Consider the following 25,253-nt stretch of genomic DNA (forward strand, 5'->3'; position numbering starts at 1 on the left):
TCCGCACCCGGCCCGGCCCGACGGCTTTCGGAGGAGGTGTCAGGCACCTGGCCGAATATGACCCTGCACATTCAGGTATGACAGGTTAATTTAGCCGTGTTTTTCCGTTTATCTGATCCCGCTGTCGGCTCGACGGGCTGCGGGGCCTGGCAATCCTACGAGACGTAGGGATGAAGGGTGGACGATGACGCGCGGCACGAACGCCATGCTCGTCGGTGTGCGACGAGGCGAACCGGCGAAGGTGCCCGGCGCGTCCTGGCGCACGCGTGACGGCCGGCCGCTCGCGATCGTCGCCGGCGCCTTCACGCTCGCCCAACTGCTCCTCGTCCGCCCCGGAATGGGCCTGGGCTGGGACGAGACCGTGTATGTCAGCCAGGTCGGCACCCAGGCCCCGGCGGCCTTCTTCAGCGCACCACGCGCCCGGGGCGTCTCCCTGCTGGTGGCGCCGATCGCGTCCTGGTCGACGTCCACCGAACTGCTGCGCGTCTACCTGGCGCTGCTGTCCGGCCTCGGCCTCTACCTGGCGCTGCGGGTCTGGCACGGACTGTTCCCGACCCGGGTCCTGGCCCTGGCCGGAGCGCTCTTCGCCACCCTGTGGGTGACGCTCTACTACGGCCCGCAGGTCATGCCCAACCAGTGGGTCGCCCTCGGTGCCCTGATCACCGTCGGCTGCTTCCTGCGGGCCCGCGCGGACCGTCTCGACCGGCGCGCTCTGTGGGGGGTCGCGGCGGGCGCCCTGCTCATGGCGTGGATGCGGCCCACCGACGCCGTGTGGGTCACGCTGCCGCTGCTCGTCCTGGTGGCGGCGGCCCGCCTGTGGCGCCCCGCGCTCGCGCTCCTCGGCGGGCTCGTCGCGGGCGCGGGGGAGTGGGTCATCGAGGCGTACGTCAGCTACGGGGGCCTGGGCCGGCGGCTGTCCGACGCCTCCGACATCCAGGGCGGCCTCGGTCTGCACCTCGCTGTCCACGACCAGTTACGCAGCCTGGACGGACGGACCCTGTGCCGCCCCTGCACCGGCCCGCTGCCCAACCCGGCGGTGACGGTCTGGTGGTTCGTCCTCCCGCTGCTGGCCGTCGCCGGACTGGTGGTCGCGATGCGGGCCCGGCGCACCTGGCCCACCCTGGTGCCGCTGGCCTGCGCCACGACGGCCGCCGTGCCGTATCTGTTGATGATCGGCTACGCAGCTCCGCGCTTCCTGCAGCCCGCCTACGCCCTGCTCGCGATCCCCGTCGCCGACGCGCTCCTCCACCTGGTCACCGGGCCGAACGGCAGGTGGCGCCCGGTGGCCGCCGCCGTGGTCGCACTGGGGCTGGCAGGACATCTGGCGGTGCAGTACGTGGTCCTGGCGCACACCGTGGACCGCACGGGCGCCGACCGCCGTGACTGGACCCGCACCGCCGACGAACTGCACCGCCTGGGCATCCGTCCGCCCTGTCTGCTCACCGGACACGAGGCCCTCCCCGTCGCCTACTACACCGGCTGCTCCTCGGCGGCGACCGGCGGGCCCAACGCCAACAGCACCGTGACGGACATCCTGCGCACCGCCCGCCGGATCCCGACCGCCACCCTCGTCCGGCCCGGCGGACCCCCACCCTCGTACGCCCGCGACTGGGACGCCCACCGCTTTGCGGGCTCGGACCTCCGCCTCGCGCCGCCGTCGGCCGGTGACAGATCCCGATGACGTCCGAGCAGGCCGCCGCCGCACCCGCCCGGCGCCGCCTCTCCTTCCCTGGCCCCGGGAATGCTGGTGCTCGCGGTCCTCGTCCGACGCGGGGCGCTGCGCATCGGACCGGTGTTTCCGGCCCAAGTCCACCTGGTAGGACTCCAGTTGTCGGTGCACGGACGAAGGGGGACGGTCATGACGTGGAATGAGAACGGCGGGCGCCTGGGGGAGGAGTTCTTCACCCCGGGGACGTCGTCCTTCACCGATTTCCTGGCCGCACACCGCCCCGAACTCCTGAGCACCCGCCGTGTCCTGCCGGACGGTGTGGTCGCCGCACCCGACCGGGTACCGCACGGCACCACCGTCCTCGCCCTCACCTACGGCGACGGGGTGCTGATCGCCGGCGACCGCAGAGCGACCATGGGCAACCTGATCGCCCAGCGCGACCTGGAGAAGGTGCACCCCGCCGACGACTACACGGCCGTCGCCTTCGCCGGCACCGTCGGCCTCGCGCTGGACATGGTGAAGCTCTACCAGGTCGAGCTGACGCACTTCGAGAAGATCGAGGGCGTCGCCATGACCCTCGACGGCAAGGCGCGCCGCCTGGCCGGCATGCTCCGGCAGAACCTCGGCCAGGCCATGCAGGGCCTCGCCGTCGTACCGCTGCTCACCGGCTACGACGCCTCGGCACCCGAGGGCCGCAAGGGCCGCATCTTCAGCTTCGATGTGGCCGGCGGGCTGTACGAGAAGACCGACTTCCACGCCGAGGGCTCCGGATCGCCGTATGCCCGGGGCGCGTTGAAGAAACTGTTCCGCCCGGGCATGGACCGGCGCGAGGCCGCCCTGGCAGCGCTCCAGGCCCTGTACGACGCGGCCGACGACGACTCCGCCACCGGCGGCCCGGACGTGAGCCGCCGGATCTTCCCCATCGTGTCCGTCATCACCGAGGACGGCTTCGAGCGGCTGCCCGAACCGGAGACGGAGGCGCTGAGCCGCGACATGGTCGAGCAGCGCGGCAGCCGGCCCGACGGACCGAACGCGGCACCGTGACACGGGCCGTGACAGGCGGTTTTTCCTCACTCGTGGGGAAGATCTGCCCCGGGCTTTTACCGCACATGACTTGTAGCCGCCGGGGGATGGCACAAGGCTGCTGAACGCGGCCGTTCGACCCGAAAGAAGGATCCTCCTCCCGATGACGGTCGCCCCTGACTCCGCTCCGCCCCTCCTCCCCGCGACCGCCCCCGAGAGGGGCCCGGCCCGGCACCGCGTCCGTGGCTCCATGACGCGGAAGGAGTGGATCAGGGTGGGCGGGGAGGTGGGCTTCGGGGTTCGTGGTGGTCGAGGAGGCTCCGGCGTGGGAGAACGGGAAATGATCACACCAGTGGCCTAGCGACAGAACGATTCGCCAGGTGAACGGCACGGTGAATGATCCACCGCGGGCCGCGGAACGACGATCCTGGGGCGGAAATCCACTGATCGGCAGACAGGGCCCCGGCGGCCCCGCTGCCTTCCCTGCCCAAGGAGATTCCCTTGCGTGTTCCTCGTATGCTGACCAGCGCCCTCGGTTCGGCCGCCCTCGTGCTCGCCACGATGGGAGCGGTGACCACCGCCGCGGGCCCGGCGGCCGCCGACCCGTGCGGGTTCTATGAGACCGGCTCCGACGCCTACTACAACCACTGCACCTCCGACGGCTCACGGGTCGTCATCAAGGTGGAGGTCAACTGGGCGGCCGACTACGAGCGATGTGTGGCGCCCGGCAATTCCTGGCTGGGCTCCGCGAGCAAGATCGACGGTGCCTACTACGTCGGCCGCACCTGCTGACCGGCTCGCGCCGTGCTCCGTACCGTCCGACCCCGCACGGTACGGAGCACTCGGAGCCGGGGAACCGGGGAACAGGGCTCAGGCCCGCCGTCTGAACTCCTCGCGGCACTGATCGAGCTCTCAGGACCGACGGGGGAGTGATCTCCCGAGTGCCTCACGCCACTTCCGTCCCACGTTCGAGGTTGGGCCTCGCGTACCTGGAAACGCGGTTCAGGACACCGGAGCGAAGCCGGTCGACACTGCGAACGAGGAGGCAGCTCATGGGCACGCAGCCGATGGCGGACGACGCGTACCAGCCCACCGGAAGCAACGAGGAGCAGGAGGACGCGGGCCCGCTCGACCTCCAGGACGCGCTCGACGAGCGCACGTACGACGACACCCTCGACGAGGGTTACTCCCCGCCGCAGAAACCGCTCGGCGTCACCAAACACGGCACCACGGCCGCCGAACAGCACGACGGGGAGAGCCTCGACGAGCGGCTGACCCAGGAGGTTCCCGACGCCGCCGAGCCCGTGGGGGACGGGATCGGCGACCTCCCCGACGGCGAGGGCGAACCGGTCGACCGGGAGGCGGGCACCGACCGGGCGGGCCGGCTCGTCGCCCCGGACGAGGGCGCCCACTCCGACACCACCAAGGAGGCCGTCGCCTCCGACGTGGGCATCGACGCGGGCGCCGCCGGGGCGGAGGAGGCCGCCGTCCATGTCGTCGAGGAAGACGACGACATCGAGGACATCGAGGACATCGACGACATCGACGAGGACGACGAGGAGATCTGAGCGGGCGGGGGGCTCAGTCCCCGATTCGGTCGATCAGGCGGAGTTTGTTGGTGGCGTCCAGGGCGGCGACCTTGTAGGACTCCGCGAGCGTCGGGTAGTTGAACACCGCGTCGACCAGGTAGTCGACGGTGCCTCCGCAGCCCATCACCGACTGTCCGATGTGGATGAGTTCGGTGGCGCCGGTGCCGAAGCAGTGCACCCCGAGCAGGGTCCGGTCCTCGGGCGAGACCAGCAGCTTCAGCATCCCGTGCGAGTCGCCCATGATCTGCCCGCGGGCCAGTTCCCGGTAACGGGATATACCGACCTCGAACGGCACCCGGTCCTCGGTGAGTTGGTCCTCGGTCCGGCCCACGAAGCTGATCTCGGGAATGGTGTAGATGCCGATCGGCTGGAGGTTGTGCATCCGGGCGACCGGCTCCCCGCACGCGTGGTACGCCGCCGCCCGGCCCTGCTCCATCGAGGTCGCCGCCAGCGCCGGGAAACCGATGACGTCACCAACGGCGTAGATGTGCGCCGCCCCGGTGCGGTAGTGCTCGTCCACCGTGATCCGGCCGCGGGCGTCCGCCGACAGGCCCGCCTTGTCGAGGTCGAGGTCGTCGGTGAGGCCCTGGCGGCCCGCCGAGTACATCACGGCGTCGGCGGGGATCTTCTTGCCGCTCTCCAGAACGGTGAGCGTGCCCCTGGGATGGCGCTCGACGGCGGCCACCGTCTCCCCGAACCGGAACGTCACCGCCAGGTCCCGCAGTTGGTACTTGAGCGACTCGATCACCTCGACGTCGCACATGTCGAGCATGCCGGCCCGCCGTTCGACCACGGTGACCTTGCTGCCCAGCGCGGCGAACATCGACGCGTACTCCATGCCGATGACTCCGGCACCGACGATCACCATCGAGCGCGGCACCCGCTCCAGGGCGAGCACGTTGTCCGAGTCCATGATGGTGCGTCCGTCGAACTCGACGCTGTCCGGCCGCGCGGGCCGGGTGCCGGTGGCGATGACGAAGTGATCGGCGCTGATCAGGCGTTCGTGGCCGGTGACCTCGCGCAGGGCGACGGTGTGGTCGTCGACGAAGCCGGCGGTGCCGGCGTAGAGGGCGATGTGGTTGCGGGACAGCTGGCTGCGGATGACATCGACCTCGCGGCTGACCACGTGCTGGGTGCGGGCGGTCAGGTCGGCGACGGTGATGTCCTCCTTCAGCCGGTAGCTCTGCCCGTACAGATCACGCTGGGAGAGACCGGTGAGGTACAGCACCGCCTCGCGCAGGGTCTTGGAGGGGATGGTGCCGGTGTGGATGGAGACCCCGCCGACCATGTCGGGGCGGTCGACGACGGCGACCCGGCGGCCCAGTTTGGCCGCGGCGATGGCGGCCTTCTGACCACCGGGTCCGGATCCGATGACAAGCATGTCGAAGTCGCGCACGCTTGGGAGTCTGTCAGTCCTGGGGCCCCCTTCGAAAGGGCGAACGGACAAACGACCACGAGTCTCGGGCCGAGCCGGGCCCGACGCGGACGCGGCGGCGCACGCCGCCGGTCGCCCTCGGTTACGGCAGCAGCTTGTCGAGCGCGGCCGGGCCCTCCGCCGCCAGCTTGCGCCTGGCCCATGCCAGGGTGTGCGGGGTGAGGTCCCTGCCGGACGCGAGCACCACGTCCTCGGGGGACACGTCCGTGCCGGTACGGGTGTGCAGCAGGGCGTCCGGGGTGATGCGGTCCTCGGACGGCCCTGACGCGTCGGGCTGTGACGTCGGCATCATGTCTGCTCCTCGGATCCGGATCGTTCCTCGACCCCGGTTTCCCTCACCGGGCCCGATATCACCATTCAACGCCCGGCCGGACCCTGCATCCCGAGGAGTCCCGCGGCCCGCGCCCCACCCCCGAGTGATCGCCCCGGGATGCCCGGGCGATCACTCGGGCGTCTAATGGGCTTTCCGAAGACTCGGCCGGCAGAAAAGGCCAGGGAATGCCAGAAACCCAGACAGCCGAAGAAGGGACAGGGGACGCCGCTCCGGGGGTTCTGCGGCGACTGGGAGAGTGGTGCGCACGGCACTTCGTGGTCGTCATCATCGCCTGGCTGGTGGCTGTCGTCGCCCTCCAGGTGGCCAGCCGAGCCGTCGGCGGGACCTACGAGGACAACTTCCAGCTGCCGGGTGTGCAGTCCACGGACGGCCTGAACGTACTGAAGGAGCACGACCCGCAGGCCGGGGGCTACAGCAGCCAGATCGTCCTGCACGACGACCAGCAGCCCGTGAGCGCGCTGAGTTCGCAGCTGTCCACGACCGTGAGCGACCTCCAGAAGCTCCCCCATGTGCTCTCGGTCCAGAACCCGCTCTCCGTGAAGTCGTCGAAGATCGGCCCGGTGTCGAGCGACGGCAAGACCGCGTATATCACCGTCCGCTTCGACGAGCAGCCCAACACCCTCGGCGACGACTACCTGAACGGCGTCGACAAGGCCGTCCAGCCGCTGCGGTCGGCCGGCGCCGAGGTCGAGTACGGCGGTTCGCTCGGCGAGCTCGCCCGTCCCGACGCGGACGACCGGGTCAGCGAACTGATCGGCTTCGCGGTCGCCATCGTCGTGCTGCTCATCGGCTTCGGCAGCGTCATCGCGGCCGGACTGCCCCTGATCACCGCCCTGATCAGCGTGGTAGGCGGCCTCGCCTGCCTCGGACTGCTGGCCGTCGCCTTCACCTTCGCGACCGTCTCGCCGACCCTCGCCACCATGATCGGCCTGGGCGTCGGCATCGACTACGCCCTCTTCCTGATCACCCGGCACCGGCAGAATCTGATGGACGGCGCCGATCCCGCCGAGGCCGCCGGACACGCCGCGTCCACCAGCGGCCGCGCCGTGCTCGTCTCCGGCACCACCGTGATCATCGCCCTCGCGGGCCTGTACGCGTCCGGGGTGTCCTTCATCGGCAAACTCGGAGTCGCCGCCGCCGTCACCGTCGTCTCCGCCGTCGTAGGCGCCCTCACCCTCGTGCCGGCCCTCCTCGGGCTCATCGGCAGACACATCGACCGCTACCACGTCCGCGAGCCGGTCGCCGAGACCGACGCCGCACCGGGCGCCGCGCCGCACGGCACCTGGCACCGCTACGCCAAGCGCGTCGAGCGCAGGCCCTGGGAGTACCTCGGCGCCGGAGTGGCCGTCATCGCGATCCTCGCGATCCCGGTCTTCTCCATCCAGCTCGGTCACATCGGCGACGGCGCCGACCCGACGTCCTTCACCGACCGGCGGGCCTACGACCTGATGACCGACGCCTTCGGGCCCGGCTCCAACGGCCCCCTCACCGTCGTCATCGACCAGACCTCCGTCCCGTCCGACAAGCGCGCCGACCTCTCCTCCCAGGCCGAGAAGACCCTGAGCGCGGTGCCCGGCGCGGCCACGGTCACCCCGCTGAACCCCACCAGCGACGGCGACTTGCTGCTCGCCACCGTCTACTCCAAACATTCCCCGCAGAACGCCACCACCACCGACCTGACGAACCGTCTCGTCGACCACACCCTCCCCGACGCGGTCTCCGGCTACGACGCCAAGGGCTATGTCACCGGCACCACGGCCGCCCAGGTCGACTTCCGTGACATCGTCGCCAGTCGGCTGCCCCTGATCATCGGCGTGGTCGTCGCCCTCGCCTTCCTGATCATCCTCGCCGTGTTCCGCGGCCTCCTCGTCGCGGTCAAGGCCGCCGTCCTCAACGTCCTGTCGATCACGGCTTCGTACGGTGTCGTGGTCGCCGTCTTCCAGTGGGGCTGGGGCGGGCCCGCGCTCGGCGTCCACGGCAAGGTGCCCATCGAGAGCTATGTGCCGATGATGATGTTCGCGATCATCTTCGGCCTCAGCATGGACTACGAGATCTTCCTGCTCTCCCGCGTCCACGAGGCCTGGCTGCGCACCGGCGACGCCAAGGACTCCGTCGCCCACGCCCTGGAGATCACCGCCCGGGTGATCACCTGCGCGGCCCTGATCATGGTGAGCGTGTTCGCGGCGTTCATCATCAGCGACAACATCGTCGTGAAGATGCTGGGGCTGGGCCTGGCCGTCAGCGTGCTGATCGACGCCACCGTGGTACGGCTGCTCATGGTGCCCGCCGTCATGACCCTGCTGGGATCGCACGCCTGGTGGACGCCGCACTGGCTGGACCGGATCCTGCCGCACATCGACGCCGAGGGGGAGCGGTAGCGGGTGTGACGGTCAGGGGGCCGGTTTCCCGGGCATGAGGACCAGCATCGTCACGTCGTCCTGGAGGGTCCCGCCGTATTGGCGCAGGTCCGTCCAGACGTGTCGGGCCAGCGCGGCCGGGTCATCGGCGGCGAAGTCCGACAGCCGGTCGGTGAGCGGGTAGAACGTGCCGACGGCGTCCCTTGCCTCGGTGACCCCGTCGGACGCGAGGAAGAGCAGGTCCCCGGATTCCAGCGGCACGGTGAGACCGACGGGCGGCCCGCCGTCGGGCAGCCCGAGACCGAGCGGCGGGTGCGGGGCGAGCTCGATCTCGACGAGCCGGCCGTGGCGCAGCAGCAGGGGCCCGGACTGGCCGCACGCCACGATCCGTACCGCGCGCGCGTCCGCGGCGAACTCCAGCAGCACCACCGTCGCGAACAGCTCGGAGTTCGGCGTCCCACCAAAGTCCAGCCGCAGCCGGCGGTCCAGCCGGGCCGCCACCGACTCCGGGTCCGGCTGGTCCAGCACCGCCTCCCGGAACGCCCCCAGCAGCGAGGCGACCGTCGCCACGGCCGACAGCCCGTGCCCCTGTACGTCGCCCATCACGGCCCGTACCCCGAACGGCCCCTCCCGTACGTCGAAGAAGTCGCCCCCGACCAGCGTCCCGCGCTGCGCCGCCCGGTACAGGCCCGCACAGCGCACCGACCCCACCCGCGACGGGAGCGGCGGCATGACGGCAAGCTGCGCCGCCTCGGCGACGGCCCGCTCGGTGACCAGTTGGGCGTCCCGACGACTGCGGACGAACGACACGAACACGCTCAGCGCGGCGACGAAGGCGACGGTCAGCAGATCGGTGCTGCCGGGATCGTTCAGATGGAACGCGGGAATGTTCAGCACGGCCAGCACGAGCCCGCCGAGCACCGCGGTCGCCACGGGCCCGCAGGACAGGACGGCCAGCGGCGGGATGGCACCCAGCAGGAAGCCGATGTCGAGAGGGTCGGGGCTGATCAGGGTCGCCGCGCACACGGCGCCGAGCAGGGCGGCCGGCAGCACCCGCGCCCAGCCCGGCGGCGGCGCGCCGCCCCGCAGCCAGTCCCGCCGGTCCCGCTCGGGGCGTGACCACCCGCCGCGCACTCTGCCCACACCCTCCAGGCTGCTACGACCGCCCCCGCACCGCATGCCGGGGGGCGCCGAGAGGCTGGAAGGGCGTGAGCGCCGGCCGTACCCCGGTGGGTGCCGTGCCCTGGATGTACAGGGCGCTTCGGGTGAGAGCACTCTCACGGCGAGGTTGGGCTCCGATGCTCCGCAGGGCCGTCCTCCCGGTACACGGCACAGCGCGTTTTAATTCGGCCTCGAGGGCCGATCGACCGGTGTACTGTGAGGCGCCACGCCCCGAGACGACGGAAGGAGGCGAGTGCCGTGAAGTCCACAACCACCCAGCGCTCCCTTCCCGTTGGCCCGGCGTGCCTCGTCTGACCGGGAGCGCTCCACGCAGTACGCATCCCGGAGGAATCCGTGACCGATCTGGTCATCCGCGCGCTCGACGAGCGCGACGCCCCACTCTTCGACACCTTGCCGGACCCGCTGAACGCCCGTGAGGGACACCGGCTCACCCGACACCGCCCCGACTGGAAGCGGGTGGCCCTGCGCGACGGCGAAGTCGTGGCGCGTGGCGCCTGGTGGGGTGGCCCCGACGACACCGAGCCCCTCAACGTCAACTGGTTCGACGTGGCCGAGGGCGAGGAGGAAGCGGGCGCCGAACTCCTGCGCACCGCCCCCTGGCAGGTCGAACTCGAGATGAACCCGCCCCCGGGCTGGCGCGAGGACCCGGCGCTGCGTGCCGCGACCGAGAGCCGCTTCACCGCCGCACGCGACGCCGGATACGAGCTCTTGGTGGAACGCTTCCTGTACCGGTGGACCTCGGAGTGCGGGCTGCCCGAGCGGCCCGGACGCCTGGAGTTCCGGTCCGAACCGGACGACGAGGTGTTCCGCGACCTCCTGCGCCGCATCCATTCCGTCACCCTGGACGCCCATGCCCTCAAGGCCATAGAGGAGGGCGGCCTCGACCGGGCCGCCCAGGAGGAACTCGACTTCTTCCACTGGTGCCCGTCGCCCAGGGAGTGGTGGCAGGTGGCACACACCCCGCAGGGCGACCCGGTCGGCATCCACATCCCGGCGCACAACACCGGCGGCCCCTGCGTCGGCTTCATCGGGGTCCTGCCGGACCAGCGGGGAAACGGCTACGCCTACGACCTCCTCGCGGAGTGCACCCACTTCCTGGTCGAGCGGGGCGCCGAGTTCATCGCCGCCGCCACTGACCAGGGGAACTTCCCGATGGCCGGGAACTTCACCAAGGCCGGCTATCCCGTCGTACGGGAACGCGTGCAATTCCTCCCGGGGCGCGTCGGCTGAGACGGCCGCCCCGGCACTGACAGGCGGTCCGGTCCGTCTGTCAGTGCCGGGTGGCATGCCGATCGACGGTGTGATCGGCGGCGGCGGCGACGACGGAGGCGGCGGTGGGCTTCGACGGGCTTCGACGGGCAGGTCCGGTTCCTGCACCGGTGCGGCCACCGCCAGGGTCAGGCCTCGTCGAGCAGGGACTCCGCCGCCGCCAGGATCTCGGTGACCCGTAGACCGAACGCGGCGTCGCACGCGTGTGGGCGTCCCGTGCGGGCGGAGTCGAGCAGGGCGTCCACGGCCCGGGCGACGGCGGACCCCAACTCCTCGGAGCTCTCCGGAAGGGCGGTCACTCCCGCCTCGCCCCGCAGCTCCACCGCGGCGCCCGCCGCCGCGGGCGGCGCGGTGAGGCTCAGCGTCAGGGTGCTCGACGCGCCACCGGCATGGTTCAGGACCAGATGCACGGTGTCCCCGGGACCGGACGCGGCCGCCGCCACCCGCCGGACGTCGCCGAGCACCGGAAGCAGCACGGACAGGGCATGCGGTCCCACGTCCCACAGGGCGCCCTTCTCGCGCCGCCACGGTGAGTCGGCGAACGGGCTGTCGCTCGTGAACACCGAGCCCAGCCACTGCGCCCGGGCGGTGAACCAGCCCTCCACGCCCGCCTGTTCGGTGATCCACGCCTCGGTCTCGACCCGAAAACGGGAGGTGAAGAAGACGACCGAGGCGACGCCCGCGTCCTGGACGGCGTCGACCACCGCCCGCCCCTGCTCGACCGTCATGGCGAGCGGCTTGTCCAGCAGCAGATGACGGCCCGCCCGCGCGGCCCGCGCCGCGAGCGGCGCCTGCACGTCCGGCGGCAGGGCGACGGCCACGGCGTCCACGTCGGCGAACAGCGCGTCCACGTCGTCGTACGCCCGTGTGCCGTGCAGGTCGGCCAGTTCCTTGGCCGCGTCCGGACGGCGGCCCCACACCCCGACGAAGTCCAGCCCTGGGTGTTCGCTCAGGGCGGGGGCGTGGGCTATCCGGGCCCAGGGGCCGGTGCCGAGCAGTCCGATGCGCATTCCGCTGCCTCTCCACGCCGTAATACCTGGTGATGACCGGTTCGGGTGGGGGACCGGTCGAGGGTGAGCGTTTCACACGGGTGGTGCTGGTGCGCAAGCCCTTTCGGGTCCTGACGACGGCCCGGATTCAGCGGCCCGGGTGCTGAATCCGTTCTCATTCTTCTATTGGACCTTCGGGGTGCGGGCCAGGGAGGCTGGAGCGCGTCCGTCGTCGTGGGCGTCCCGTCCGGGTCGTCGGACGCCGTCGGATCCGCCGGACAGCCGAAAGAGGTCGAGGCCATGCACACCCGCCGTATCGGTGACGTCGAAGTGAGCGCGATCGGCCTGGGCGCCATGCCCATGTCCATCGAGGGGCGACCGGACGAGGCCCGCTCCCTCGCCACGATCCACGCCGCACTCGACATCGGTGTCACCCTCGTCGACACCGCGGACGCCTATCACCGGGACGCCGACGAGGTCGGCCACAACGAGACCCTGATCGCCAAGGCCCTCGCCTCCCAGGACCGCGGCCGGGATGTCCTCGTCGCGACGAAGGGCGGCCATCTGCGCCCCGGCGGCGGCAGTTGGACCCTCGACGGCAGGCCCGAGCACCTCAAGGCCGCCTGCGAGGCCTCTCTGCGACGGCTCGGCGTGGAGGCCGTCGGGCTCTACCAGTTCCACCGCCCCGACCCGGGGGTGCCCTACGCGGAGTCCGTCGGCGCGATCCGTGAACTGCTCGACGAGGGCAAGATCCGCATGGCCGGCATCTCCAACGCGGACCCGGACCAGATCCGCCAGGCGAACGAGATCCTCGGCGGTCGGCTGGTCTCCGTACAGAACCAGTTCTCCCCGGCCTTCCGCTCCAGCGAGCCGGAACTGCGCCTGTGCGACGAACTCGGCATCGCGTTCCTGCCCTGGAGCCCGCTCGGCGGCATCTCCCGCGCCGGTGAGCTCGGCTCCGCGCACGCCCCGTTCGCCCGGATCGCCACGGTCCACGGAGTGAGCCCGCAGCGGATCTGCCTGGCCTGGATGCTCGCCAAGTCACCGGTGGTCGTGCCGATCCCGGGCGCGAGCCGGCCCGAGACCATTCGTGACTCGGCCGCGGCCACCGACCTCGTCCTCACCACGGAGGAACTCGCGGAACTCGACGCCGGCTGACCCGTCACGTCGTTCGTTCGTGGCCGGTGCGTGCATGGACTGGCATCGGTAAACATCCGGTCCCTAGGATGGACTCCCTGTCCTGCCAGGCCAGTTGGCGCGGCACGAAGCTGGGGGAATGATGCAGACCGGTAAGCAGCTGTCCACGTCGATCGATGCCGCCGTACCCACGGCCGCGCGGATGTACGACCACTATCTGGGCGGCAAGGACAACTACGCGGCGGACCGGGCGGCGTGCGAGGAGCTGGACAAGGTCGTTCCCAGCACCCGCCGGCTGGCCGTGAACAACAGGCGCTTCCTGCAACGTGTCGTGAAGGTGCTGGCCGCCGATCACGGCATCCGGCAGTTCCTCGACCACGGCTCAGGCCTGCCCACCCAGGACAACGTCCACCAGGTCGCCCAGCGCGTGGACCCGGACACGCACGTCGTCTACGTCGACAACGACCCCATGGTGCTGGTCCACGGCCGGGCCCTGCTGGAACAGGACGAGCGCACCGCCGTCATCCACGCGGACATGCGGGAGACCGACGAGATCTTCTCGCACCCCGAGACCCGGCGTCTGATCGACCTCGACCAGCCTGTCGCCGTGCTGTTCAACTCGGTGATGCACTGCATCCCCGACAGCGACACGGACGGACCCCTCGCGGTGGTCCGCCGGGTCACCGAACGGCTGGTGCCCGGCAGCTTCATGGTGATGTGTCAGCTGGTCAGCGAGGAGCCCGAGGTCCGCGAGTTCGTCACCGACTTCATGGACAAGGCCACCCAGGGCCACTGGGGCCGGGTGCGCCAGGAGAAGGACGTCGCCGGGTGGTTCGACGGCATGGAGATCCTCGACCCGGGCCTGGTGGAGGTCTCCACCTGGCGGCCCGACTCCGAGGTGGTCCCCCGCCAGCTCTCCCACGAGTGGATCGAGTTCGGCGGCGTCGCCCGCATCCTCTGACCCGGCGGTGCCCTGACGTCACGACGACGTCACGACGCCCCGTCATGTGACCTCCTCGGTCCCGTGACGGGGCGTTCGGTGTGCCGGCGTGGGAGCCGGTGGCGCCGCGCTCAGCCGTAGCGCTGCTCCCTCGTCTCCCGCAGCAACCGCAGGGAGTCCCGGGGTTCGAGCGCGTCGTCGGCCAGCCGGTCCAGGGCGAGCCGGTACTCCTCGGTCTCGTCGCGGTCCTCCAGGAAGTTGGCGCTCTTGATGTGCTCCAGATACACCACGTCGGGCAGATCGAGACCGCCGAAACGGAGATAGGTGATCGGGATGGCCGGCGCGGACGCGTTCGTCACGTCCAACGGCACGATCTGCACCGTCACATGGGGGCGCTGGGCCATCGCTATCAGATGGTCGAGCTGGTCCCGCATCACCTCACGACTGCCCAGGACCCGCAGCAGCACCGACTCGTCGAGGATCGCCCACAACTGCGGAGCGTCCCCGCGATCCAGCAACTGCGCGCGGCGGGTGCGCAGTTCGACCCGGCGCCGTACCTCGCTCTCGGCCGCCGAGGGCAGCCCCCGCTCCACCACCGCCCGGGTGTAGTCCGGCGTCTGCAGCAGGCCGGGCACGTACTGGATCTCGAAGGTACGGATCGTGGCCGCCGCCTCCTGGAGGCCGACCAGACGGTCGAACCACTCGGGCATCAACCGCTTGTCGTAGCGCTGCCACCACCCCGGATCGCCCGCGCGCCGGAGCAGTTTGAGGAGCACCGACGCCTCGTACTCGTCGGTGCCGAACAGCTCCAGCAGTGCGCGGACGTCGGGCTCGGCCGGGGGCCGTCGGCCCTTGCCCGACTCGATGCGCGACAGCTTCGCCGGGCTGAACTTCAGGGCTCGCGCCGCCTGTTCCTGCGTGAGCCCCGCGTCTTCGCGGAAACCCGCCAGCTGGACGCCCACCAGCATCTTCAGCAGGGTCGGAGCCGGCTCGGGCCGGTCCAGGTAAGGCTGCAGGCGGGAGATGCGATGTGACTCGGGGGACATCCTGGCTCCCATTAAACCGGCACAGAGATGACTCAGACTATCGCACTGCGTAGTGTCGCACCGTATCTGTTCGAAGACGTAAGGGAGTTGACCGCCGCCTCACAGCAGATGGTCGAACTCGCCCTCCTTCGCTCCGGCGACGAACGCCGCCACCTCGGCGGGCGTGTAGATCAACGCCGGTCCGTCGGGATCACGGGAGTTGCGCATCGCGACTTCCCCGTCGACCAGCGTGGCCACTTCCACGCAGTTGCCCTCGGCGTTGCTGTACCGGCTCTTGATCCAGCGGGCGTTCAGCGAACTCGCCCGTACTCCGTTCCGTACTGGTGGCACCGCAGTCTCCTTGCTGTTCGCGTTCTCCGCCGGGCGGCCGGGTTCCGCGCCCGGCCGCCCGCATGGGACGGCCGGGTTCCCCCGGTCCCTCCAGTCCCACCCGTCTTTCGTGCAATTTCTCGTGCAATTGCACGCGAGCGCTGTCAGCGTGGATAATAGCTACGGCGTCAACCCCCAGGATGGCGCCCCCTCTTGACGTCGCATCAGGGAGATGCCGTGTCATCACCTGCGAACCACGTCCTCCGGCAGCCGGGTCAGGCTGTGCCCGGTGCGGGGGGAGCGTCCCTGGTCAGCGGTTTCCCGTCACAGCGGCGTTCGGCGGGCATCGGTGAGCGGTCGTCCCCGCGTCCGACGCCATCCAGCCCGACACCCCCGAGCCCGACGAACCCGAGCCCGACGAACCCGAGTGGAGCCCCGGACGCCGCCGTACTACGCATCCGGTGCGGCGCGGAGGGATTCGCCCTGGCTCGGTCCTTCACCCGGGACACCCTGCGCCGCTGGTCGCTCGACCACCGCGGCGACGACGCCGCACTCGTGATCACCGAACTCGCGGCCAACGCCGTGGCACACGCGGTACCTCAGGCCCTCGTGAGCGAGGCGGAGGTGTGGCTGGGGATCGCTCTCGAGCCCGCCCATGTCCATCTCACCGTCTCCGATCCCGGCGAGGATCCGCCCGAGTTCACGACCGCCGACGGCGACGCCCTGCTGGACCACGGCCGGGGCCTGTTCATCGTCGACGCCCTGGCCGAGGAATGGGGCTGGACCCTGACGCCCCCGGCCGGCAAGACCGTCTGGGCCAGGCTGTCGACCTGCCCTCCCACCTGACATGACCGCCGTGGAAAGGCCCCACGCCATGCGCACCGCTCCGAAGCACCCGCAGAGCACCGAGCGCACAGACCCCCACGAGCCGCCCACCGGGGTGGCCAGGACCACGCCCCTGACGGCTCTGGACCGGGTGCCGTGGCGCGAGATCCAGGACTCCACCGGCTGCGCCGCCGCCATCCCCCTGCTGCTCAACAGCGTGGCCTGCGGTGACCCGGAGACGGCCCGGGCCGCTCTCGCCGATCTGCGCCGGCGCATCTGCCAGTACGGCTTCGTCGTGGAGCAGGCGACGGCCGCCACGGTCCCCTTCCTGTGGGAACTCGCCCAACTGCCCCGGGTGACCTGCCGAGCGGAGATCATCCAGCTGCTCGGGAACATCGCCGCCGCCCGGCAGTGGGAGAGCACGGCCGCCGTCTACCCGAAGCTGCTCAACCACCGCGAGAACCACGTCGTGTGGGAGCGCAAGGCGCGGCAGGCGGTCCGCGACCGGCGCGGCGCCCTGCGGGGGCTGCTGGCCGAGGAGGACACCGAGATCGCCCGCGCGACCACGGAACTCGCCCGCACACTCGGCGAGTGAGCCCCCGGCCGCCCGACGCGACACTCGCGGTTTCCGCCCGTCATCCCCAAGGGCCGCCCCCTGCCCGAAACCCTCACCACTGCCTGGTGTAGTCCTGGTCCGCAGGGGAAGAAAGCGCTTGCCCTGAAGCCGGCAACCGGGGAGGACCACCGCCGATGGCGTCACCGCCCGAAAGACCCCTCGATCATCGTTACCGAGGCGAACACCCCGTACGCACCCTCGCGTACCTGTTCCACGCCGACCGACACCGCCTGGCGGCGGCCGTCGGCGTCTTCACCGTCAAGCACAGTCCCGTGTGGCTGCTGCCGCTGATCACCGCGTCCATCATCGACACCGTCGTCCAGCACCAACCGATCTCCCGGCTGTGGACGAGCACCGGCGTCATCATGTTCATCCTGCTCGTCAACTACCCGCTGCACCTCCTGTACGTCCGCCTCCTGTACGGGAGCGTGCGCCGCATGGGCACCACCCTCAGGTCCGCCCTGTGCATCCGCATGCAGCAGCTGTCCATCGGCTACCACTCCAGGGTCAGCGCCGGTGTCCTGCAGGCCAAGGTGGTGCGGGATGTCGAGACCGTCGAACAGATGGTGCAGCAGACCGCGGAGAGCGGGCTCGGCGCGATCACCGTGCTGGTCGGCGGTCTTGTCATCATCGCCGTCCGCACCCCGGAGTTCGTCCCCGTCTTCCTCGTCGTCGTCCCCGCCGCCGCCCTGGTCGTGGCCCGGCTCAGGTCCCGGCTGCGGACCCACAACGAGCACTTCCGCCATGAGGTCGAGACCCTCTCCTCCCGGGTGACGGAGATGACCCGCCTCATCCCGGTCACCCGCGCCCACGGCCTGGAGGGCAAGGCGTTGCGCCGCATGGACGGCACCCTGCGCCGGCTGCTGACCTCCGGAATGCGCCTCGACCTCGTCAACGGGCGCTTCGGCTCGCTGGCCTGGGTCGTCCTCAACGTGGTCGGCGTGCTGGTCCTGACCGGCGCCGCCCTGGTCTCGTACTACGGCGTCTGGGGTGTCACCCCGGGCGACGTCGTCATGCTCAGTGCCTTCCTGACCACCCTCACCAACTCCACGACAACGTTGGCAGGGCTCGCCCCCGTCATCACCAAGGGCCTGGAGTCGGTGCGTTCGGTCGGCGAGGTCCTCCAGGCTCCCGAACTGGAGGACAACGAGGGCAAGTCGGAGGTCACCTCGGTGCGGGGCGCCGTCACCTTCCGCAACGTGGGCCACGCGTACGACGACAGCGGCAGGCCCGCCGTACGGGACTTCACCCTCACGGTGACCCCGGGGGAGACCGTCGCCCTGGTCGGCGCGTCCGGCGCGGGCAAGTCCACCGTCCTCAACCTCGTCATCGGGTTCATCCGTCCGACCTCCGGCCGGCTGCTGCTCGACGGGACCGACATGAACAGCCTCGACCTGCGCACGTACCGCCGCTTCGTGTCGGTGGTGCCGCAGGAGTCGATCCTCTTCGACGGCACGATCCGCGACAACGTCGCCTACGGCATGGACGACGCCGCCGAGGAGTCGGTGCGCGCGGCCCTGCGCGACGCCAACGCGCTGGAGTTCGTCGAACGGCTCCCGCAGGGCCTCGACACCCTGGTCGGCGAGCGCGGAGCCCGGCTCTCCGGCGGACAGCGCCAGCGCCTCGCCATCGCCCGCGCGCTGATCCGTGACCCCCGTGTCCTGGTCCTGGACGAGGCGACCTCCGCCCTGGACACCCGGTCTGAAGGGCTCGTCCAACAGGCGCTCGCCCGACTGCTGCACGGACGCACCACGTTCGTGGTCGCGCACCGTCTGTCCACCGTGCGGGGCGCCGACCGCATCGTGGTGATGGGCGACGGCCGCATCCAGGAGATCGGCACTCACGAGGAACTCCTGCGCCGGGGAGGGGCGTACACGGCGCTGCACAGCGGACAGCTCACCTGACGGCGTACGAGCGGCGCACGAACAGCGCACGACGGCAGTAGGCGCGTACGCCGGGCAGGAAGTAATGGAATTGCGCCAATTGTGCGCCGTAACGCACCGGAAGTGAATGCTCCGCCACCGTTCGGGCATACGCAGCGCAAAACTCGAGAGAGGGGCGCTACGTGCTCGTTCCGGACCCGAAGGTCGTCAGAAAGCTGCTGACTCGGTACGCATCGCTGCGGATCGCCCAGGCGGAGAGGGCTCAGGCGGAGAGGGAAAGGGAGGCGATCGCACGTGAACTGGAGGACGTCACCTACACGCTGTGCGTGATGGTGGGGGCCACCGACATCCACGAGGCGGTCGCCAAGGCGGACGCTCTGCTCATCGCCGCCGGGCGCACAGCACCGACCGCAACGGATGTGGACGGGGAGGACGACGGGCTGAGGCTGGCGGTGTGACGCCGTGCCGTCCCGCAGCCGCGGTCCCCGGGACAGGTCTAGGAGGGGAGCGGCTGCGGGACGGGGTCCGTCCTCGCGTGGAACGCGGCGCGGTAGGCCTGGGGTGTGGTGCCGACCACCCGGCGGAACCGCTCGCGGAACGAGGTGGGGGAGCCGAACCCCGCCTGTCGCGCGATCCGTTCGACCGGGTGGTCGCTGTTCTCCAGCAGGTACTGGGCACGACGTACCCGGGCCCGGAGCAGCCACTGCAGGGGAGTGGTGCCCGTCTGCTCCCGGAACCGACGGCTGAAGGTACGCTCGCTCATCCCCGAGCGCGCCGCCAACGCGCCCAGGGTGAGCTCCTGGGCCAGGTTGTCCTCGATCCACTCCAGGACCGGCTCCAGGGCGGAGCCCCGCGGCACGGGCGGAAACTCGTGCACGATGAACTGGGCCTGCCCGCCCTCCCGTTCCAGCGGCATCACCGACATCCGGGCGGCGTGCGCGGCGACGGCCGACCCCAGGTCGCGGCGGATCATGTGCAGGCACAGGTCCAGGGCCGCGGCGGCTCCGGCGGAGGTGAGGATCTGCCCGTTGTCCACGTACAGCACGTCCGGCCGGACGTCGACGCGCGGGAAACGGCGGGCCAGCGCGTCGGCGGCCACCCAGTGCGTGGTGGCGCTGAGCCCGTCCAGGAGTCCGGCCTCCGCCAGCACGAAGGCGCCCACGCAGACGGACGCGATCCGGGTGCCCGCCTCGGCGGCCCGGCGCAGCGCCGCCACCACGGCGGCCGAGGGCGGCGGGGCCTCGGGAGAACGGCCCGGCACGATGATCGTGTCGGCGTCCGCCAGCGCCTCAAGCCCCCGGTCGACCCGCAGACCGAAACCGCCGTCGGCACGCACCTCCGGCGACTCGGCGCACAGACGCACCCGGTAGGGCCGACGGCCGTCGGGCAGTCGTGTCCAGTCGAAGGCCTGCATGGGTGCCGCCATGTCGAACGGCACCACGTGGTCGAGAGCGAGGATCGCCACCGTGTGCATGAACGCAACGATAGGCGGATTCTCGCCATCTTCGCCAACTCCTGTCAGAAGCGGCAATGGAAGGCCCACGTCGCTGAATCCCCCGGTCGGAGGCGTTGGCGAGAATCCGTTGGAAGCTGTCACTTCCGCCTCTGTGTGATCAACGGCGGGCTTCCTAGGGTGGGCCGGACACCGCCGGACCGAGCCCCGAAGGACCACGCCCCGCCATGACCAAGTTCCTGCTGACCCTGCACGTCCTGGCCGCCATCGTCGCCGTCGGACCTGTCACCGTCGCGGCCAGCATGTTCCCGCCCGCCGCCCGCCGAGCCCACCCGGGCGGCGACGGACCGGACGCCGTGGGCGTCGGTACCGTACGGCTGCTGCACCGCATCTGCCGTGTCTACTCCGGCATCGGCCTGGCGGTGCCTCTCCTCGGGTTCGCCACCGCGGGCGCCATGGGTGTGCTGGGCGACGGCTGGCTGGTGACGTCCATCGCCCTGACCGCCGCCGCTGCCGGAATCCTGGTCGCCTTCGTGCTGCCCCGCCAGGACGAACTCCTTGGGCAGTTGACCGCGGACCGGCCCGTAGAGCGCGGCAACACGGTCCAACTCGCCATGTTCACGGGCCTGTTCAATCTGCTGTGGGCGACCGTCACGGTACTCATGATCGTCCGGCCGGGCTCCACGACCGGAGCCTGAGCGCCCACCGCGGTTCGCGCCGGCGTCAAGTCCTCCGGCGGAATTCGTCTACCTGTGGCTGGGGGCGCCTACACTCGGCAGTCGTGCCCGTGCGGATGGGCAGTGACTCGAAAGGCGCGTTGACGGGTGTTCCAGGATTCCCCCATCTACGACCGACTCGTCGCGGAGCGCGGCGACGTCCCCACTCAGACACGCAGGGAGGCCGAGCGCGTGACCAGGGAACTGGAGTACGTCATGCGGCCGCTGCAGTCCTTCGGCGCCGGGCCCGGACCCGGCCCCGGCTCTCATCCCGGCCTGCCCACCGACCGTCCGGCGTCCCAGGGCGCGGGCTGGCAGCGGGCGGCCCTGCCCGGCCCACGCCCCTACTGACCGAACCGAACCGAACTGAACCGGTCCGGACGCCCGGCCCTGACCGGGCCTCAGGAAACCCCGCCCCTGACCGGGCCTCAGGAAACCGGCCCCCACCGGCGGTTCCAGGGACCGGCGCCGGGTCGGGGCCCGAACGCGTGCCCCGGGCCGAACCTCACCGCACCGTCCTTTTCGTTCCGTTGACCCGGCCCGATCGCTCCGGCTCGGGACGCGTCAGCCACTCCGCGACACTCCGCGCGATCGGCTGGCCCGTGTCCACCTCGACGAAGCCGAACTGCCCCGACTGGTTGCACTCCAGGAACCACCAGGTGCCATCCGCGTCCTCGGCGAAGTCGAAGGCGCCGTAGGCCAGTTCCGCGTCCCGGAGATACGCCAGGACGGCGTCGGCGACGCGCGGCGGAACCTCGGTGGGGCGCCACGACGCGGTGTTCACAGCGAACCGGACGTCGACCTCGTCCGGATCCGCGTCGTCGGCCATGGCCTTCCGGGCGGCCAGTAACCGGTCGCCCACCACCGTGAGCCGGATGTCGGCCCGTTTGGCGATCCGCCGTTGCAGCAGCGTGGGGCCGTAGGCGACGGCGGAGAAGTCGGTGTCCGGGTCGACCCTGCTGGTCGGCACCGCGCGCGGCGGATCCTGCGGATGGGCGCCGGACACCGGCTTGACCACGAGGTCCGGGTAGCGCTCCGCGAACTCCCGCGCCGCCTGCGGGAACGTCGTGATGAGCGTGGCCGGCACGGGCAGCCCCGAACGCTGGGCGAGCCGCAGCTGCCAGGGCTTGTGACGGGCCCGGCGGGCCGCGTCGGGATGGTTCATCCAGCGGGCGTCGCTGCTCCGGAGCATGCCGTACAGCGCCTGGGACGCCTCCTCGGTCAGCCAGGAGGAGGGCGCGGGGGCCCGGGCGGCCGGGACTCCGGGCCTGCGCACCCAGACGGAGCGCAGCCCACCGATGCTCACCAGGCGGCCCGCGGCCGAGAGATGGCCGCGGAACGCGCCGTGCACGAACTCACCGGACAGGGCGACTGTGCCGGTCAGGTCGGCGGGGTCGAGCCGGACCACCGGTACCCCCGTGGCGTTGAGGTGCACGACCACCATGTCCGCGGTCACGTCCTCTTCGCTGGTCAGAATCAACACGGTCATATGTCGCAGGCCGTGTTCAGTCGTCGAAGTGCGTCTTGGAGCCCGCGGTGGACGTGGTGGTCCCCAGTTCCCTCATCAGGCCGTGATCGCGGGCTGCGATCCGCCCGTCGAAGGTGACGTTCAACTGCAGTCCGGAGTCGTACGCGTACGGAGTGGTGGCTTCCAACTCAATTGCCGGACGTGCGTAGTTGAGCGTGAACGGTTGCATGGTCTCTCCCCTTACCAGTGCTGCTCGATCGAACGGCGGTCGCCCCGCGGCCCCCCATGGCCGCCGACTTCCTCGGGCTCCCAGAGACTTATACGAATCGAACGGGTGATTGGTTTCCTTACGCTGCGTAATCAGAGTCGGGTCGGCGCCCCGGGCTCGCTCCGGTCGGGAGAGGCGCGAAGGGTACGCAGCGCCAGAAGCAGTACGCCGATGTCGTCGAGATACACCGGGTCGGGCAGCAGGTCCGTCGGCAGAACGAAGTACAGCAACGCGCCCCAGAAGACCCAGCGCGGGCCGGTCGGAAGACCCGCGCGCCGCAGACTGCGCCGGGCCCGCACCAGCCGTACGAGCAGGGCGATCGCGACGGCCAGCGCCAGGGCCGCGAGGATCGCGACGGCGACGAACACTCCGGTGGTCGTGTCCATGGGCGGTCCTCCTCGTCGGGGCGGGCCGCGTCGTGCGGCCGCCACTTCTCGGATTCCCGCTTCGGGCGTCGGTATTGCCCGCCGACCGCGTGCCGCTGGGCCGACGGGGGTGCGACGGGGGCGCATCCGCGCGCCGACGCCCCGCTCATACCACTGGGTCACCCGAGTGGCACGCGGCCGCGGGGGAGCCTAGAAATGGTCGACGTAACATCGCGTGTCGCACGTCGGGGCGTCGACCGCGGGCTCACCCGTCCCCTGGAGCTCAGCATGACCACCGGCACTGCATCACCTGAGTCGAACCCCGACATACCCCTCCCCGAATCGACCGACAGCACCGAACGGGTCGCCCCCGAGTACGCCGGGGCCACTGTCGCCGAGTGCCGCCCGGCGGTGGACGTGTTCCGGCGGCCGGCGCTGCCGCACCGGACCCCGCGGAAACCCCACCGCGGCGCGGCGGCGGTGCGGGTGGCCGCGGTCGGCCGCCCGGTGGAGGTACTCGTCGACCTGATCGGACGGCTGGCCGAGGAACGGCGGGCCTTCGCGCAACCGCCTGATCCGGCGGCGGTCCAGGCGCCGGTCGGACCGGCCGTGCGGGTCGAGGCGGTCCCTGCCGTGCTCGGACCCGGTGCGATCACCGCACACCCGGTGGACACCCCCATCAGCCCCCGCGAGGCGGCGACACCGCCGTGCGAGCCGGCCCGGCTCGTCGTCCTGGCCCTCGTGGTGTGCGGGGTGCTCGGTTTCCCGCTGGACCGGGACGGCGCGTCCGCCCGTGTCTACGGCTTCGCCCTCGCCATGTCGGTTCTGTGCGTGTTCGTGGCGCTGGTGCTGTCCGTACGGTCGACGGTGTCGACGCTCGTGGTGGCCGTCGTGGTCCCGGCGACAGTGGCGGCGGTTCAGCTGCTGGAGGGCAGCCTGGTGCACTCGGCCGGGCTGTCGCGGGCCCTGGACCTCGCCCTCGCGCCGGCCTGGATCGCCGGTACGGCCGGCGTCGTCGCGTCCCTGGCGGCGCTGACCGCCCTGGTCGCCCGCCTGGCATGGCAGTTGCCTCGCGGTACGACGGCCCGGCCGATGGCCGACGCCACGCGCTCCGCGGGCTGACCCGCTCCCCGCTCGCCGTCGGCCCCGGTCCGGGAGCGCGGACGGTGTCGCCGAGCGCGGCCGCCGTGCCGGGACAGCACAGCTAGGGCGTGTCCTTCGTCCTCGCGGTGCCCTTGAACCGCTCCAGGGTGCGGCTCAGCTGCTGGAGCGGGGACGCGGCAGGTGTGGCGGGCGGCTGCGGCGGCTCGGGGAGGGCGGCCGCGGTCTCGCGGTACGCGGTCAGCGCCTCGTGGGCCCGTTCGGCGGCCTCCCGGTACAGGTCCCGGGACTTCGTCATGGCGTCCAGCGCCTCTGCGTACATGGCGACGAGCTCCCGCTGGCGGACGAGCTCCTCCTCCAGGGTCAGCAGTCGCCACCGCTCCCGAAGCGCGGTCACCGCGTCCTCGCCCCCGTCCGGCAGCGGCCTCGACGACGCGGCGAACCGGGTCAGCGCGTCGACCAGGTCCGAGGGCTCCGAGCCGTCGAGGAAGACACTGCGTACGGCGAACTCGTCCTTGTCGCCGTCGGACCGGCCCGGCGCTGCGGGAAGGACCACGGCGCCGCCCCGCGGCACCTGCACGCCGACCTCCTTCAGGGCCCAGTTCACGGCCCGCAGTTGCTGCGGCGTGGCGCGGTGCTCGATCACCCGGTGTCGCAGGCCCTGGGGAAGCAGCGTGGCCAGCGCCCGCCGGCCCCGCTCGTCCGGGGTCATCGCCTCGTGCACGACGACGTGGATGTTCCAGCTGCCGCGCACCGCGTCCCGGAACATCCGACGCATGGCCTTGTCGTCCTCGGGGAGGCGGTTGACGTACCGCAGCCGCAGCCCGGTGGGGATGTCGTGGTCCCACTCGACATCCGGTGCGTCGGGCCAGAACACGGTGGCCGGGGAGGGCCACTGCTGGTCCCACGGACGTTCCGCCTCCGCCGCCAGCACCCACTCCGATCCGGTGTCCGCTTCGGTGTCCGTCCCTGGCAGGACCGTCAGTCCGGCCCGGACGGTCACCCCGTCGGTGACCCGCCAGCGGGCCTGGAAGGCCGGCTTCGGGGCGTCCCCGGCCTCGGACGGTTCCAGGAAGTCGTCGATGGTGCCCGCGTCCTTGCGCCGTTGCAGGGTGCGGCGGATGACGTCCAGCAGGTCGGGGCCGGTGTAGCGGCCACGGGCCAGCCACACCGTCGGAGGATGGGTGGGACGGGCTGCGGGGGAGGTCGGCATGAGTCCATCTGGTGGCGGGGGTACGTGCGCCTTTCAGTATCGTCGCTCGCCCGCGCCGACGATTAC

At 71.2% G+C, this 25,253-nt stretch carries 26 protein-coding genes; 15 read left to right on the forward strand and 11 right to left on the reverse strand.

Going from position 1 to position 25,253, the window contains the following annotated elements; all coding sequences use genetic code 11:
- The first annotated feature begins 184 nt into the window (after window positions 1-184).
- From AB0H86_RS12630 to AB0H86_RS12645, 4 genes are all read left to right on the forward strand, one after another.
- Complete coding sequence (locus AB0H86_RS12630; RefSeq protein ID WP_362436373.1) at window positions 185-1,681, forward strand: hypothetical protein; 1,497 nt, start codon at window positions 185-187, stop codon at window positions 1,679-1,681.
- 177 nt (window positions 1,682-1,858) lie between these two features.
- On the forward strand, window positions 1,859-2,713 hold the full coding sequence (gene prcB, locus AB0H86_RS12635; protein ID WP_362436375.1) for a proteasome subunit beta: 855 nt from the start codon (window positions 1,859-1,861) through the stop codon (window positions 2,711-2,713).
- A 498-nt stretch (window positions 2,714-3,211) separates the two neighbouring features.
- Window positions 3,212-3,484, forward strand: coding sequence for a DUF6355 family natural product biosynthesis protein (locus AB0H86_RS12640; protein WP_362436482.1), 273 nt, complete (start codon window positions 3,212-3,214; stop codon window positions 3,482-3,484).
- A gap of 260 nt (window positions 3,485-3,744) precedes the next feature.
- On the forward strand, window positions 3,745-4,260 hold the full coding sequence (locus AB0H86_RS12645; RefSeq protein ID WP_362436377.1) for a DUF5709 domain-containing protein: 516 nt from the start codon (window positions 3,745-3,747) through the stop codon (window positions 4,258-4,260).
- 13 nt (window positions 4,261-4,273) lie between these two features.
- On the opposite strand, the gene sthA is transcribed toward AB0H86_RS12645, so the two are convergent.
- Together sthA and AB0H86_RS12655 are read right to left on the reverse strand one after the other, a co-directional pair.
- Window positions 4,274-5,677 carry a Si-specific NAD(P)(+) transhydrogenase gene (sthA, locus tag AB0H86_RS12650; RefSeq protein WP_362436379.1) on the reverse strand — a complete coding sequence of 468 codons (1,404 nt, stop codon included), beginning with the start codon at window positions 5,675-5,677 and terminating at the stop codon, window positions 4,274-4,276.
- Window positions 5,678-5,798: 121 nt separating this feature from the next.
- Window positions 5,799-6,005 carry a hypothetical protein gene (locus tag AB0H86_RS12655; protein ID WP_362436484.1) on the reverse strand — a complete coding sequence of 69 codons (207 nt, stop codon included), beginning with the start codon at window positions 6,003-6,005 and terminating at the stop codon, window positions 5,799-5,801.
- A 209-nt stretch (window positions 6,006-6,214) separates the two neighbouring features.
- Here AB0H86_RS12655 and AB0H86_RS12660 point away from each other — a divergent pair, with 209 nt between their 5' ends.
- Entirely contained in the window at window positions 6,215-8,428 is a 2,214-nt protein-coding gene (locus tag AB0H86_RS12660) for an MMPL family transporter (protein ID WP_362436381.1), read from the forward strand.
- Between the two features lie 12 nt (window positions 8,429-8,440).
- Here AB0H86_RS12660 and AB0H86_RS12665 read toward each other — a convergent pair whose 3' ends face one another.
- On the reverse strand, window positions 8,441-9,541 hold the full coding sequence (locus AB0H86_RS12665) for a PP2C family protein-serine/threonine phosphatase (RefSeq protein ID WP_362436486.1): 1,101 nt from the start codon (window positions 9,539-9,541) through the stop codon (window positions 8,441-8,443).
- A gap of 381 nt (window positions 9,542-9,922) precedes the next feature.
- On the opposite strand from AB0H86_RS12665, the gene AB0H86_RS12670 reads away from it, so the two are divergent.
- The gene (locus AB0H86_RS12670; RefSeq protein ID WP_362436383.1) at window positions 9,923-10,819 is read left to right on the forward strand and encodes a GNAT family N-acetyltransferase; all 897 of its coding nucleotides are present in this window, start codon (window positions 9,923-9,925) and stop codon (window positions 10,817-10,819) included.
- Window positions 10,820-10,986: 167 nt separating this feature from the next.
- Here AB0H86_RS12670 and AB0H86_RS12675 read toward each other — a convergent pair whose 3' ends face one another.
- Window positions 10,987-11,868, reverse strand: coding sequence for a Gfo/Idh/MocA family oxidoreductase (locus AB0H86_RS12675; RefSeq protein WP_362436385.1), 882 nt, complete (start codon window positions 11,866-11,868; stop codon window positions 10,987-10,989).
- A gap of 279 nt (window positions 11,869-12,147) precedes the next feature.
- Here AB0H86_RS12675 and AB0H86_RS12680 point away from each other — a divergent pair, with 279 nt between their 5' ends.
- Window positions 12,148-13,005 carry an aldo/keto reductase gene (locus AB0H86_RS12680; protein WP_362436487.1) on the forward strand — a complete coding sequence of 286 codons (858 nt, stop codon included), beginning with the start codon at window positions 12,148-12,150 and terminating at the stop codon, window positions 13,003-13,005.
- A gap of 121 nt (window positions 13,006-13,126) precedes the next feature.
- Window positions 13,127-13,945, forward strand: a complete 819-nt coding sequence (locus AB0H86_RS12685) for an SAM-dependent methyltransferase (protein ID WP_362436489.1) — start codon at window positions 13,127-13,129, stop codon at window positions 13,943-13,945.
- Between the two features lie 110 nt (window positions 13,946-14,055).
- Here AB0H86_RS12685 and AB0H86_RS12690 read toward each other — a convergent pair whose 3' ends face one another.
- Window positions 14,056-14,970: a helix-turn-helix transcriptional regulator gene (locus AB0H86_RS12690; protein WP_362436387.1), complete on the reverse strand. Its 915-nt coding sequence runs from the start codon at window positions 14,968-14,970 to the stop codon at window positions 14,056-14,058.
- Between the two features lie 99 nt (window positions 14,971-15,069).
- Window positions 15,070-15,300, reverse strand: coding sequence for a DUF397 domain-containing protein (locus AB0H86_RS12695; RefSeq protein WP_362436389.1), 231 nt, complete (start codon window positions 15,298-15,300; stop codon window positions 15,070-15,072).
- A gap of 216 nt (window positions 15,301-15,516) precedes the next feature.
- Between AB0H86_RS12695 and AB0H86_RS12700 the strand changes: the two genes are divergently transcribed.
- The 4 genes from AB0H86_RS12700 (at window position 15,517) to AB0H86_RS12715 (ending at window position 19,061) form a co-directional block, all read left to right on the forward strand.
- Window positions 15,517-16,125 carry an ATP-binding protein gene (locus AB0H86_RS12700; RefSeq protein WP_362436391.1) on the forward strand — a complete coding sequence of 203 codons (609 nt, stop codon included), beginning with the start codon at window positions 15,517-15,519 and terminating at the stop codon, window positions 16,123-16,125.
- A 28-nt stretch (window positions 16,126-16,153) separates the two neighbouring features.
- Entirely contained in the window at window positions 16,154-16,699 is a 546-nt protein-coding gene (locus tag AB0H86_RS12705) for a hypothetical protein (RefSeq protein ID WP_362436393.1), read from the forward strand.
- A 155-nt stretch (window positions 16,700-16,854) separates the two neighbouring features.
- Entirely contained in the window at window positions 16,855-18,624 is a 1,770-nt protein-coding gene (locus AB0H86_RS12710; RefSeq protein WP_362436395.1) for an ABC transporter ATP-binding protein, read from the forward strand.
- A 161-nt stretch (window positions 18,625-18,785) separates the two neighbouring features.
- Entirely contained in the window at window positions 18,786-19,061 is a 276-nt protein-coding gene (locus AB0H86_RS12715; protein WP_362436397.1) for a DUF5133 domain-containing protein, read from the forward strand.
- Window positions 19,062-19,099: 38 nt separating this feature from the next.
- On the opposite strand, the gene AB0H86_RS12720 is transcribed toward AB0H86_RS12715, so the two are convergent.
- Window positions 19,100-20,077 carry a helix-turn-helix domain-containing protein gene (locus tag AB0H86_RS12720; RefSeq protein WP_362436399.1) on the reverse strand — a complete coding sequence of 326 codons (978 nt, stop codon included), beginning with the start codon at window positions 20,075-20,077 and terminating at the stop codon, window positions 19,100-19,102.
- Between the two features lie 206 nt (window positions 20,078-20,283).
- Here AB0H86_RS12720 and AB0H86_RS12725 point away from each other — a divergent pair, with 206 nt between their 5' ends.
- Both AB0H86_RS12725 and AB0H86_RS12730 read left to right on the forward strand, forming a co-directional pair.
- Complete coding sequence (locus AB0H86_RS12725) at window positions 20,284-20,754, forward strand: hypothetical protein (protein WP_362436401.1); 471 nt, start codon at window positions 20,284-20,286, stop codon at window positions 20,752-20,754.
- Between the two features lie 126 nt (window positions 20,755-20,880).
- The gene (locus AB0H86_RS12730; RefSeq protein ID WP_362436403.1) at window positions 20,881-21,123 is read left to right on the forward strand and encodes a hypothetical protein; all 243 of its coding nucleotides are present in this window, start codon (window positions 20,881-20,883) and stop codon (window positions 21,121-21,123) included.
- 154 nt (window positions 21,124-21,277) lie between these two features.
- On the opposite strand, the gene tgmB is transcribed toward AB0H86_RS12730, so the two are convergent.
- The 3 genes from tgmB to AB0H86_RS12745 all read right to left on the reverse strand — a co-directional run bounded on the left by tgmB (window position 21,278) and on the right by AB0H86_RS12745 (window position 22,894).
- Window positions 21,278-22,261, reverse strand: coding sequence for an ATP-grasp ribosomal peptide maturase (tgmB, locus tag AB0H86_RS12735; RefSeq protein WP_362436405.1), 984 nt, complete (start codon window positions 22,259-22,261; stop codon window positions 21,278-21,280).
- A gap of 16 nt (window positions 22,262-22,277) precedes the next feature.
- Window positions 22,278-22,469: a putative ATP-grasp-modified RiPP gene (tgmA, locus tag AB0H86_RS12740; RefSeq protein ID WP_362436407.1), complete on the reverse strand. Its 192-nt coding sequence runs from the start codon at window positions 22,467-22,469 to the stop codon at window positions 22,278-22,280.
- Between the two features lie 131 nt (window positions 22,470-22,600).
- Entirely contained in the window at window positions 22,601-22,894 is a 294-nt protein-coding gene (locus AB0H86_RS12745; protein ID WP_362436409.1) for a YkvA family protein, read from the reverse strand.
- Window positions 22,895-23,161: 267 nt separating this feature from the next.
- Here AB0H86_RS12745 and AB0H86_RS12750 point away from each other — a divergent pair, with 267 nt between their 5' ends.
- Complete coding sequence (locus AB0H86_RS12750; RefSeq protein WP_362436411.1) at window positions 23,162-23,995, forward strand: hypothetical protein; 834 nt, start codon at window positions 23,162-23,164, stop codon at window positions 23,993-23,995.
- An 82-nt stretch (window positions 23,996-24,077) separates the two neighbouring features.
- On the opposite strand, the gene AB0H86_RS12755 is transcribed toward AB0H86_RS12750, so the two are convergent.
- A complete protein-coding gene (locus AB0H86_RS12755; protein ID WP_362436413.1) occupies window positions 24,078-25,187 on the reverse strand; it encodes a hypothetical protein in 1,110 nt (369 codons plus the stop codon).
- Window positions 25,188-25,253: the final 66 nt, after the last annotated feature.

The sequence above is a fragment of the Streptomyces sp. NPDC050997 genome (assembly GCF_040660135.1).
Lineage (GTDB): Bacteria > Actinomycetota > Actinomycetes > Streptomycetales > Streptomycetaceae > Streptomyces.

What these genes read in the sequence shown, in the direction of transcription:
- AB0H86_RS12630 (WP_362436373.1), top strand. Translation starts at nt 185, where the DNA reads ATGACGCGCGGCACGAACGCCATGCTCGTCGGTGTGCGACGAGGCGAA.
- AB0H86_RS12685 (WP_362436489.1), top strand. Translation starts at nt 13,127, where the DNA reads ATGCAGACCGGTAAGCAGCTGTCCACGTCGATCGATGCCGCCGTACCC.
- tgmA (WP_362436407.1), bottom strand. Translation starts at nt 22,469, where the DNA reads ATGCAACCGTTCACGCTCAACTACGCACGTCCGGCAATTGAGTTGGAA.
- AB0H86_RS12690 (WP_362436387.1), bottom strand. Translation starts at nt 14,970, where the DNA reads ATGTCCCCCGAGTCACATCGCATCTCCCGCCTGCAGCCTTACCTGGAC.
- AB0H86_RS12655 (WP_362436484.1), bottom strand. Translation starts at nt 6,005, where the DNA reads ATGCCGACGTCACAGCCCGACGCGTCAGGGCCGTCCGAGGACCGCATC.
- AB0H86_RS12750 (WP_362436411.1), top strand. Translation starts at nt 23,162, where the DNA reads ATGACCACCGGCACTGCATCACCTGAGTCGAACCCCGACATACCCCTC.
- AB0H86_RS12725 (WP_362436401.1), top strand. Translation starts at nt 20,284, where the DNA reads ATGACCAAGTTCCTGCTGACCCTGCACGTCCTGGCCGCCATCGTCGCC.
- AB0H86_RS12660 (WP_362436381.1), top strand. Translation starts at nt 6,215, where the DNA reads ATGCCAGAAACCCAGACAGCCGAAGAAGGGACAGGGGACGCCGCTCCG.
- AB0H86_RS12745 (WP_362436409.1), bottom strand. Translation starts at nt 22,894, where the DNA reads ATGGACACGACCACCGGAGTGTTCGTCGCCGTCGCGATCCTCGCGGCC.
- AB0H86_RS12710 (WP_362436395.1), top strand. Translation starts at nt 16,855, where the DNA reads ATGGCGTCACCGCCCGAAAGACCCCTCGATCATCGTTACCGAGGCGAA.
- AB0H86_RS12720 (WP_362436399.1), bottom strand. Translation starts at nt 20,077, where the DNA reads ATGCACACGGTGGCGATCCTCGCTCTCGACCACGTGGTGCCGTTCGAC.
- tgmB (WP_362436405.1), bottom strand. Translation starts at nt 22,261, where the DNA reads ATGACCGTGTTGATTCTGACCAGCGAAGAGGACGTGACCGCGGACATG.
- AB0H86_RS12705 (WP_362436393.1), top strand. Translation starts at nt 16,154, where the DNA reads ATGCGCACCGCTCCGAAGCACCCGCAGAGCACCGAGCGCACAGACCCC.
- AB0H86_RS12645 (WP_362436377.1), top strand. Translation starts at nt 3,745, where the DNA reads ATGGGCACGCAGCCGATGGCGGACGACGCGTACCAGCCCACCGGAAGC.
- prcB (WP_362436375.1), top strand. Translation starts at nt 1,859, where the DNA reads ATGACGTGGAATGAGAACGGCGGGCGCCTGGGGGAGGAGTTCTTCACC.
- AB0H86_RS12755 (WP_362436413.1), bottom strand. Translation starts at nt 25,187, where the DNA reads ATGCCGACCTCCCCCGCAGCCCGTCCCACCCATCCTCCGACGGTGTGG.
- AB0H86_RS12675 (WP_362436385.1), bottom strand. Translation starts at nt 11,868, where the DNA reads ATGCGCATCGGACTGCTCGGCACCGGCCCCTGGGCCCGGATAGCCCAC.
- AB0H86_RS12680 (WP_362436487.1), top strand. Translation starts at nt 12,148, where the DNA reads ATGCACACCCGCCGTATCGGTGACGTCGAAGTGAGCGCGATCGGCCTG.